Origin of the sequence: Pedobacter steynii (assembly GCF_900103665.1) — a bacterium.
GTDB classification, from domain to species: Bacteria; Bacteroidota; Bacteroidia; order Sphingobacteriales; family Sphingobacteriaceae; genus Pedobacter; species Pedobacter steynii.
Genome location: NZ_FNGY01000001.1, coordinates 13,476 through 25,572, shown reverse-complemented (window position 1 = coordinate 25,572; position 12,097 = coordinate 13,476). Strand labels below are relative to the sequence as shown.

Sequence of the window (12,097 nt, the reverse complement as noted above, 5' to 3'; positions counted from 1 at the left end):
AATTATTTTCATTGCGGTCCCGCTTAATCTTTTAAGCAACGGATACTATATGCACTGAGTTTAGCTGCATAAGCCACATTGTTCCCGTTAATCAAATACCATCCCCATGAAATGTTCGGATTCTGACTGCTCGTCCAGTAACCATGAGAACTTCCCCTATTGCTTAATACCGCACTGGTATAATGCCCTGCAGCATGCATCTTCAAGACAGAGTTATAAATATCAACCGGGCCAGTCCAGCTCTGCGGTGCAGCGATGGCTTTCCTCCACTCTGTTGCGGTAGGAATTCTCCATCCGGCTCCAAGAAGCTGTGTACATGGATCATTTGCCGGCAGCCAATCTGAACTTTCATAGATATCTGCCTGCCAACCCGTTGTTGGTGTACGTGTTACCCCATCATGCTTATACCCTTGCAGTCGGTTAAACTGCCAGTTCCATCCTGCCGAAGCTTCGGTTGCATCGTTTACGGCCGTTGCCTGTTGGTCGGCACCCAGATTTTGAGTAATCCAGCATTTCATTGCTCCGGAAAAATTGGCAGAAGCAGTCTGATAGGTCACGGTTTTATCTACCGGAGCACCTTTAACACCTGCCTTATGAACCACAGTTACCGGAACACAAACTTTAAAACTGTAAGTAACGGCACTGTAATTCGTTCCCTCAGTATTGCTGGCAAAAGCGCGAATGTAATAAGTCACTCCTTCTGAAAGACCGGTTAAGACACCATTAAAATCACCAAGACCAGATCCAATGTTCAATACCTGATCTGAAAGTGTTGGATTCCCTGTAGTATTCCAGACAAAACCTCTAGCAGTAACCGGAGCACCACCATCAAGGGCAACGAAAGCAGCAGCTTCCGTACTCGTCGCATTGATAGCTGCAGGCGGAACATTGACATTACCTACTGAAGGCGCTCTTTTTACCTGCTCTTTGCTGAGGCAACGGACTGGATAAGCCGTATACTTAGCGGCATACTGAATTGAACTTCCACTGAGTAAATACCATCCCCAACCACTATTTCCCGGATGTGTGGTCGCGGTCCAATACCCGTGACCACTTCCTCTGGCCGTTAATCCTCCACTACCGGTCAGGTTTCCTGCGGCATGAATTTTTAAGTCCGAGGCGTAGACTGCTGTTGGCGAAGTCCAGTTTTGCGGCGCGCCAAAAGCCTTTGCCCACTCCGTTGAAGTTGGTATTCTCCATCCCCCGCCCAGCAGTTGGTTACATGGATCATTTTCTGCCGACCAGCTCTCATTTTCCGTGATAACCGTATTCCAGGTTGTTCCCGGAGTACGAACCGTTCCTTCTACTTTATATCCTTGCAGCCTGTTAAACTGCCAATACCAACCTGCTGAAGCTTCGGTCGCATCGCTAACAGAACTTGCCGGCCGGTCTGCGCCCAGATTCTGGGTAATCCAGCACCTGGCTTCTCCGGAAGCATTTGAGCTGACCACATTATAGGTAACAGTTTTAGTCACCGCAGCACCATTATATCCGGCATAATGGTTAATCGTAAAAGTACTCGGGCAGATTTTAAAACTGGTCACCTCCGAGCTGTAAACTGTTCCAACTCCATTGGTCGCATAGGCCCTGATGTAATAGATCGGACCTTCAGTCAGCCCGGAAATGGTATGGTTAAAAATCCCCATTCCTGTTCCTTCCAGGATCAGCTGCCCATCTCCTATGGTCGGGTTTCCAGTCGTATTCCAGACAAAACCTTTTGCGGTCACCATGGCTCCCCCGTCAGAGGTTACTTCCGCTGTAGACACCGCGCTGCTTGTGGTCATATTCGACAACTTTGCAATGGTCACTACCGGAAGTACTGCACTGGTATTCATTACTTGTTGATTTCCATAAGCCGTACCGACACTATTGGTCGCATAGGCACGGAAATAATATTTTGTAGCGATGGCCAATGGGCTCATCTTACTGGTAAATGGATTCGGTAATTTCCCAGGAATACTGGTTTTGGTGGTCAATGCGATAGTTGGCAACTCTTTGGTATCCCATACTACTCCTTTTACCGTTACGTCTGCCCCACCATCGGCAGTAATTTCTCCACCACTTAAACCCGAAATACTCGTAATTTCCGTAGCGGAATTGGTACTCAACGCAGGAACGTCAAGTGTGGTAAAGCTTTCCTGGTTTCCATAAGCGGTTCCCATTCCATTGGTCGCATAAGCCCTCACATAGTATACTGTTCCTTTTTGCAACGCGGTCATGGAACTAGCAAAAGCAGCAGTCCCTGTGCCGTCGGTTGTGAAATTACCAATGCCAATAGCCGGGTTTTCGGTCATGCTCCAGCAAACCCCTTTTGCCGTTATCGGATTGCCACCATCAGTAGAGATCATCCCTCCGGAACGTGCCGTACTTTGTGCGATTAAGCTGGGTTTAGTGGTAATCACCGTAGCCAGGTCAGGTGTACTGAAAGCAACAGATTTACTGCTGTATCCTGTGCCAACCGGATTGGTTCCATAAGCCCATACATAATATTTCGTGGCTGGTAATAACCCAGTCAATGTTCCGGAAATCGAAGTTCCCGAAGCCCCGACAGATAAACTGTTGTCTGCCGTAGCAGGTGTTGGGATGACATCAGCTGTGTTCCAGATCAGTCCAAGATCTGTCACCGCAGCACCCCCATCGATTAACAGGCTTGCGGTACCATCTGCATTATTTCTATTGATATTGGAGATGACCACATTGCTCAGTCTTGGAACCACTGCCGGAGTAACGAAAGTAATTTCATTACCATAAGCAGTCCCCAGGCTATTCGTTGCATAAGCGCGGACATAATAAGTCGTTCCGGGAATTAAACCAGAGAAATAATCTTCAAACAGTCCTGTTCCACCTTTGCCGTTTACAATTTTTGTAGGTAAAGCAACGGTTGGTACCGGAATGGTATTCCAAACCAGTCCTCTTGCCGTTACCGGCATTCCACCATCATCGCTGATGTTTCCACCACTTTTTGCGGATAAGCCATCTGCATCTGTAATCGCATTTGTACTCAGGGTCGGCAGCATCACGACATTTGTTTTGAGCGTTGTCTCGCTGCCATAATTGGTACCTACACTGTTTACGGCGTAAGCCCTCACGTAATAGGTTTTATTCGGTTCCAGTCCGGTAAGTTCGGCGGTAAATGTGCCGATTCCTGAACTGATATTATCTGTCGTTTTAGTGCTGAGTGCCGTGGTTGGATTGCTGTATAAACTCCATACAATACCGCGGCTCAGTATTGGTGTCCGTCCGTCGTCGGTAATCGTTCCACCGCTCGTTGCTGTTGTTGCCCTGATATTGGTTACCGGAGTAGTAGCCGTTAAAGTCGGTACCGCAAGGGTCAGGAAAGATTCTTCCAGACCATAAGCTACTCCGATTCCGTTGATGGCATAGGCCCTCACATAATAGAGCGTATTGGGTAATAATCCGCTCATCTGACCTACAAAAGTGACATTTCCTAAATCTTCATTACTGGTTTTTCCAGGCAATGCAATGGTCGGATTTTGTTCCGTTCCCCAGCAGATTCCACGTTTGAAGACCACTGCACCTCCGTCACTGGTAATCTCTCCTCCACTGGTAGCTGTGGTACCGGTAATCGCCGTAACCACATTCGTATTCAGCAATGGCGAGGTGGCAAATATAGACACATGGAACTGATCTCCATAGGCGGTCCCTACACTGTTTGTTGCATAGGCACGTACATAATAGCTGATGCTCTTTACCAGGCCGCTCATCTCACTGATGAAACCACCGATTCCCTGTCCGTCTGTAGTCCTGTTCGTGATCACCGTTTCCGGCTTAAAATTCTTGTCTTCACTCCATACAATTCCGCGTGCAGTTACCGCTCCACCACCATCAAAACTGATCGTTCCACCACTGCTGACCGTCGTATTGGAAGTAATTACAGGATCAGTGGTGGTCAGGAGCGGAAGCACAGGCGCAGTGACGAAACTGATTTCATCTCCATAAGCAACGCCAATGCTGTTGATTGCATAGGCCCGCACATAGTAGGTCGTTACCGGCTTTAAATTGTTCATCAAACTCGTAAACACACCTGTTCCGGCATCAATCGTTTTGGTAGTTAAACCTACGGTTGGATTCGGATTCAGGCTCCAGCAAACGCCCTGCGCAATGATCGGTGTCCCTCCATCAAAACTGATTGTTCCCCCACTCATTGCTTTGTTTGCAGCATTTGCAGAAATGCCTATGGTGCTGAGCGAAGGCAGGCGATGCGTGGTAAAACTCAGTTCATCGCCATAGCCGGTGCCTACCCTGTTAGCTGCATAAGCACGAATATAATAAGTGGTTCCCAGGTTTAATCCGGTAATGTTGCTGTTAAAAACGCCTTTTCCGGAACCCGTATGGGTAGTTTTACGACTGCCTGTAGTCAGCGGATCAAAATTAGGTTGCGTGCTCCAGACCACACCACGGGTATCTGCAACAACACCACCTTCATCTTCAATATTTCCACCACTAACGGCTCCTGTTCCGCTGATCGCAATTGCCTTAACCGTAGTTAACACAGGCACTGTTGGCGGGAACGTTGTAAAGCTCACCTGTTCTCCATAGGAGATGCCGGCAATGCTGATGGCATAAGCCCTTACAAAATATTTAGTATCCGGTTTCAGGTCTTGCAGCTTACTGTCAAAACTCCCCAATCCGCCACCATTATAAGTTCGGTCTGCGGATAGGGTATCCGGTATAAAGTTCTCTCTGGTGCTCCAGAATACCCCTCTGGCAGTGACGTTTGAACCCTCTGAATTGAGCACGGTTCCTCCCATTACGACCGAGGTATTGCCGACTAACTTCGGCGGGTTCGTATTGACTTCCGGCATTCTTGGGGTTGTAAAATTGACCACCTCACCATAGGCAATTCCCGCAGCGGTAACCGCATAGGCACGTACATAATAAGTGGTACCGGGGCTCAGTTTTCTGACCTGGCTGGTAAAAACACCTTTCACATAACCGGTCTCTGCGGTTTTATTGTTGACCACTGTATCCGGGTTAAAATCAGGATAAATGCTCCAAAGCACCCCTCTCGTTGTGACCAGACCGCCGCCATTACTCGTGATATTTCCTCCCGCCTCTGCCGATTTCCCGGTAATGCCATTCAATCTCGTAGTGATCACCGTTGCCGGTACAGCTGGTTTGGTGAACAGGACTTCCTGATTTCCATAGGCTACACCGGCGAAATTGGTAGCAAAGGCGCGTACATAATAAGTAGTGGAACCCAACAGGTCTGTCAGCTCTGCTGTAAAACTTCCGGTGCCAGAACCTGCGATGACCTTTTCATCCTCCATTGTTGGATTTTCTCTGGTGCTCCAGCAGATGCCATTGTTTCTGATGTAAGATCCGCCGTTGTTTAGTATGCTTCCTCCACTGGTGGCAGAGGTACTCGTGACGGATGCGGCAATCGGTTTAAGCGTAGTGATGGTAGCGAGGGTTGCTGTTTTAAAAACAACTTCATTACCATACACCAAACCAGCTGGATTTCCTGCATAAGCCCGGGCATAATAAATTGTTCCGGGTGTTAGCCCCGTAATTTCTGTAGTAAAGGATTTTGGATCATTTTGCAAAGTCCTGTTTTTTGTTTCGGTATCGGGCTGGAAGCCGGAAAGGATGTTCCAGACCATTCCGTTTGAGGTAATTAAAGCACCGCCATTGCTGATCAGGCGCCCTCCACTCATGGCACTATTGCCTGAAACCTGAGTAGCTTCTAACGTAGTTATCGTAGGTGAAACCGCCGGACCAGTTTTAAAACTGACTTCATTTCCGTAGGCTGTTCCAGCCGAATTGCTGGCATAGGCACGAACATAATAAGTCGTATTTCCCATCAGCTCGTTCAGGTTATGGATAAAATTCCCGATCCCTGTACCGCTTATCGTTTTTGTCCCCAGATCTGTTGTGGGATTAACCGATGTACTCCAGACAATTCCACTAGTCCTCACCGGATCACCACCATCGTTGAAGATATCACCGCCACCGACGCCATTGGTACTGGTGATATTGCTCACAGGACTCGTAATCAGGGAAGGGATGGTATAAGAATGAAAGGATTCTTCCGCTCCAAAAGACACACCTGCACTATTGATTGCATAGGCCCTAACATAATAAATTTTATTGGGTGCCAGTCCGGTTATGGTGCTGTTAAACTGTCCATCTCCTCCTGCCAGTTCCGTCTTATCTGCACTGTTAAGGTCAGGCGTAAAATTGGGCACCAGACTCCAGAGTAACCCTTTTAAAGTAACTGCTGCACCTCCGTTTTCTTTTACGTCACCACCGCCAATGGTACTTGCCCCGGCAGTCGCACTAATTTTAGTAGTCGTCACTACTGGTTTTACCGGAGGCGCAGTTTCAAACTCCAGTACCTCGCCATAACTGGTCCCAACATTATTGGTCGCATAAGCTCTGATAAAATAAGTTGTGTTCCCCATCAGCCCTTTAATATTGCTGATAAAGTTCCCGCTCCCATTTCCATTGCTCGTAAAATCACCCTCCAAAGAAGGGTTATTATTCGTGCTCCAGCATACCCCTCTGGTATGGACCGGCATTCTTCCATCGGCACTGATATTCCCTCCGGCACTTACCGTAGAGCTACTGATTAAAGTTCCCGGAGTGGTGGTTAGACTTGGTTTTTCAGGGGTAGTAAAATGATATGTATCTCCATAAGAAGTTCCCAAACTATTAATGGCATAAGCCCTCACATAATAAGGGGTACCCGGATTTAAGGAAGTCAGGTAACTATAAAAAAGTCCTGTTCCGCTTCCGATCACCGGGTGTACTGTTTTTGTTGTTAAAGCGGTAGTGGGTTGCTCCGTTGCAGAGGTCGTCCAGCAAATCCCTTTTATGGTTACCGGGGAAACCCCGTTGCTGGTAATGTCACCGCCACTATAGGCAATTGTTCCGTTATATCCTTCAAAATAGCCATTCTCATGACTGGCCGCATCGTAATTGAAAGGCTTAACGGTGCTTAATGTGGGTAAGGAAGTGGTGATAAAACTGGACTCGCTGCTGAAGCTCGTGCCAATGCTATTCTTCGCATAAGCCCTCACATAATACAATGTTCCTGGAATCAACCCGGTCATGTTGCAGACAAACTTACCAATGTCTGTAGGATTAACGGTAGAAGAAGGTCCATAGTTAATATTCACCCGATCTGTACTCCAGCTCATCCCTCGTTCCGTGACCACTTCCCCACCATTGTTGATGATGGTCACTTCACTTATTGCGGAGACTTCTGTAATGTCTGTAATCCGGATATTTGGTGAACTCAATACCGGTGCTGTTGCGCTCGGCGTGGTAAACTCCAGAAGATTACCATAACCTGTTCCCCCCACATTGACCGCATACGCGCGGACATAATATTTGGTATTCCTCAACAGGTCGGTCAGCTTGCTTGGAAAGGAACCCACTCCCGAGCCATCAGAAGAAATCACCGCAGCAGGGTCATTCACCGGATCGCCGGTTGCGCTCCAGATAATTCCACGGGCCGTAATCGGTGCCCCGCCATCATCATTGATGATTCCGCCACTATTGGCGCTGATGGGTGTAAAATGACTGATATCTATGGTAATGATCGAAGGTATAGCGGCAATAGCTGTTTTGAAAGTCAGCTCTTCCCCGTAAACGATCCCGGAACTATTAACAGCATAAGCGCGAACATGATAAACGGTACTCGCCTGAAGTCCTGATAATACACCCGGAAATATCCCGGTATCTTTACCAAAGACCAGGTTTTTAGTTTTTGTAGTCAGGCTGGTATCCGGGTTCCTGCTGGTACTCCAGCAAATCCCCTGAAGGGTAACCGCTGATCCGCCATTCGCCTGAATGTCTACTCCGGATCTTGCAGAAGTATTGTTAATCTGATTCGGAAGAACAGTTGCAATGACTGGCAGACAACTCAGTTCTATCCATTTTATACCATCATAATAACGAATGGCATTGGAAACACTATTGATATAAATTGCACCCGCCGATAAGCCTAAAGGAATCGGATTAGCTGGAAGAACGGGCAATCTGGAAATTTTCAGTTCGCTATGCGTCGAGAAATTATCATTCGTTTTAAAGCTCGCTTTTGCATTCAGCTGCGCCACCGGAGTCCATCTGCTCCCATCATGAACCATGATGGTCTTTTCTGATTTGGAATAAAAGATACCTCCTCCGGGAACATCACCCGCAGGCTCCGTCGCTAAAGCAGACAAATAAGGGATTCCTGTTTTTACCTCCAGGTAATCTTTAACAACATCGGTATTGATGTTACTGCTGCAAAGTGTTTCCCAGGAGCTGCCATTATAAACCAGTGGTTGTTTATCGGAAAGGCTATAAATCATCATTCCCGGTGTGGCTACAGAAATCGTCGATGGATCCACTGCCGGAAGGTGTGGAACCCCGCCGATTACCCTAAAGTAATCCTGTGCGGAAGCAGCACCAATTCCGGTGAACAAAAGAAAAAATATAATTTTAACAAGATGCCCCTGTGCCTTCAAAATAACCTGTACTCCTATTTATTCATTTTTTCAAGAATGCTATTGATCTGCTCCTGCTGACGGTCCATGCGAACTTTCAATGCTTCAATTTCCTTTTGTTGTTCTTTTACTGCCTGAATCAGCATTCCGGTAAGCTGGGTATAGTCGACTTTCAAAAAGCCATCTTTCCCCTGAGTCACCATTTCAGGATATACTTTTTGTAATTCCTGGGCAATGACCCCAATCTTGGCACCACTCACATATTTGTGTTTGTTTTTGTATTCAAAGCTTACTCCTCTGATCTGACCGATCTTTGTTAATACATTGCCCAGTGTTTCGATATGGTCTTTTAACCTTCTGTCTGAAGGCGTAAAGAGGTTTCCGTTGATGGTCAGGTCTTGTCCTAAACTGGCATTTCCGGGAGCATCAAAGCTTAATCCCTTTCCGGTAGCGCCATCATTACTGATGGAATTTACAGAGAGCTTTAGATTTTGCGTGGCGAGGTGATTTCCAAGGTTATCTTTTCCTGCAGCACTGGCTGAGGTTAAACCATCGTCTACATATTTTTTGTTAACTGCATCCTGATCTCCCACAGGGATTCCAAGGTTGGTGATCTTTTTACCCGCCAAAGAAAGGTCTGCAGTAGGTGCAGCAAATCCGGTCAGGGATACCTCCCCTTTAGGTGTTGGCGTAGCGATACCCTGTGCATTTCCCACAAACAGGTTGCCTTCGGCAAGCTTGTTATCTACCGGAACCCATTCGGTTCCATTGTATACATAAAGACGGTTATCAGCAGTATTGTAATAGGTATCTCCCGCAACCGGATTAGCCGGCGCAGTTGGCCCAACCGGAGTCTTTGTTGTTTTTGAATCCACATATTTCTTCGTCGCCGCTTCCTGCGCATTAACCGGATCAACGAGGTTGGTGATCTTAAAGTTCCCCATAGATACATCGCCCTGAGCAGAACCAAAACCACTCAACGGAATTACATTTTTAGGCGTAGATATGGCAATACCATCGGGACTCCCAACGTACAAATGTCCATCGGCAAGTTTATTGTCGACCGGCACCCAGTCTTTATCGTTGTAAACATACTGACGGTTATCCGTGCTATTGTAATAACTATCTCCGGCAACCGGATTAGTCGGCGCAGTTGGGCTTACCAAAGGTTTTGAAGAGGAAGATTTTGAATCTACATATTTTTTAGTCGCCGCATCCTGCGCATCACTTGGATCTGCAAGGTTAGTGATCTTAAATCCGGTTGTCCCGTTACCAAAAGAAACGTCCGCTTTCGGGCTGCCAAAATCACTCAGTGGAATCGCGCTTTTCGCTACCGCATCTGCTTTATTTTCTGCATTTCCAACCAAAACATGATCCGTCGCCAATGCTAATGAACTGGGATTGGCGACCTTTCTGTCTACATAAGCCATGGTGGCTGCATCCTGAGGCAGGATGGGATCTTTTAGAAAATTGATGTTAAACTGAGTGGTCTCATCCCCCATTGCAATGTTTTCCGCTGCTTTGGCAAAACCACTTAAAGGAACATTCTTTTTTGGAGTGGCGATGGCTTTTCCATTTACATCTCCCAGAAACAGGTGTGCTGAAGGAAGGGACAATAGCGTTGCCGGTGTTTTGAAAAGATCATCGACATATTTCTTGGTTGCCGCTTCCTGATCTTCTGTAGGATTAAGCAGTGAGGTAATCTTAAAACCTCCGAGCGCAATATCTGCCTGTGCGGCACCAAAACCACTTAAAGGAATGGCATTTTTTAAAACATCCGCTGCTTTACCATTCAAATCGCCGACAAAGAGGTTTCCTGTTGTTAAACTGATGCTTCCCGAACCGATGACTTTACGATCGAGGTAATTCTTAGTCACCGCATCCTGGGCATCGGTCGGATCTGCAAGGTTTGTTATTTTGAAAGTCCCCATAGAGATCAGCGCTTTTGCTTCTCCAAACTCACTCAGTGGAATGGTGTTCTTTTTCACTGCTACAGCCGTACTTGCATCCCCCCCAACATACACCTCTCCTTTTGGGAGGTTCAGGTTTGCCGGAAGCATCACTTTAGTATCTACATAGTTTCTGGTTGCGGCATCCTGAGCGGCAGTAGGATCTGCGAGGTTGGTAATCTTAAAATTAGAACCTGGAGTACCTGTTCCCATGGAGACATTCGCAAGTGCTTTGTCAAAACCAGAGATCGGGATCAGACTTTTGTGAATTGCTTCGGCTTTGCCAGAGGTATTACCTACAAATAGATTGTTATTAGGTAAGGCCAAAAGCGTTGGATTTTTAAGCTGAGCATCGACGTAATCTTTATTGGCCGCATCTGCTCCAAAAGAAGGCGCTTTCAGATTGGTGATTTTAAAATTATTACCTACCCCATCTCCCATGGCGACGTCGTCTAACGGATTCGCAAATCCACTGATCGGGATATTTAATTTATCTAGTTTTTCGTCGTTTATTGCTGCAGGCTGAATCGTTAACTTCCCTGTCGTAGTGATTTTAGCATCTCCGGATAAGGGTACTGAAGTGGCAACATTTGAATTGTTACCCACATAAATCTGTCCCGTTTTCAGTGAATTATCCAGAGGTGTCCATGTTGTTCCATTAAAAACATACAACTTGTGATCAGAGGTATTGTAGAATAAAGAACCTTCGCGTATCGCTGCTGATCCGGGATCAGGACTTGTCGGCGCAGAAGGCGTAGAACCGTTGGTGGATACTTCTACCCATTTCCCGTTTTTATCATAGACATACAGAATATTGAGGTCTGTATTAAAAAACATATCTCCTGGCTTGGATTGCGTAGGCAATTCCGTTCCCGGGCCTCCCGGAATTGAGGAACTGCTGATGACTTTCCATTTATTATCTGCAGCCATCATGTACAGTTTCATTTCTCCTTTCACAAAGAAGACATCTCCATATTTGGAGGAAACAGGAAGTGAAGATAATGTGGATGGTTCTGCCCAGGAAGTCCCGTCAAAAACGTAATACTTACTATCCCAATAGGACATAAAAATATCGCCTTTCGTTCCCGGGTCTGCAGAGCTTGGGGGATTTGCATAATCCGTCCGGATGCTTCCCATTGAAATACTTTTCCAGCCATCGGCTGTCAGCTGATATAATAATTTGTCTCCTGAATTAAAGATAATGTCACCTACGGTCCCGGAAGAAGTTGGCAATGCATCACCAACAGTATAATTCGGGATTGCCGTATTAATGGCCAGAATTGCCGTATTTGAAGCACTGGTCAATGCCGCTGCAGGTGTGTTAATTGTGGTCAGAGGAAAGCCCCGCTGACTGGGTCTGTAAATCAGACCTAAACCTATTCCGGGAGGAATCGCATCAAAGGCTTTGGATGTGGTATTGATATTTGAACCATCAATACTTACTTCCAGAATTTCAAATGTATTTCCGCTTTTGTCAATGATCTGATCTCCCTTACGCACCTGATCGGCACTGAACATATTGGCTGCATCAGCGAATGATCCATTGATGTAATAGACATTTGGCTCCGTCCCGGTATTGATAAACAGGATCGTAAACTGACCATTAAACTGATTTATCGTTTGCGACTGACCACGGAAGGCCAAAACCATTAAAAATAAAACGAGGACACAAATTTTATATGATTTCATATG

General features: G+C 46.5%; 2 protein-coding genes. Both read right to left on the bottom strand.

Annotated features, from left to right (window positions below):
* Positions 1 to 23: 23 nt before the first annotated feature.
* Complete coding sequence (locus tag BLQ87_RS00035; protein ID WP_074603878.1) at positions 24 to 8,435, bottom strand: hypothetical protein; 8,412 nt, start codon at positions 8,433 to 8,435, stop codon at positions 24 to 26.
* Positions 8,436 to 8,491: 56 nt separating this feature from the next.
* Entirely contained in the window at positions 8,492 to 12,094 is a 3,603-nt protein-coding gene (locus BLQ87_RS00030) for a tail fiber domain-containing protein (RefSeq protein ID WP_083361616.1), read from the bottom strand.
* Positions 12,095 to 12,097: the final 3 nt, after the last annotated feature.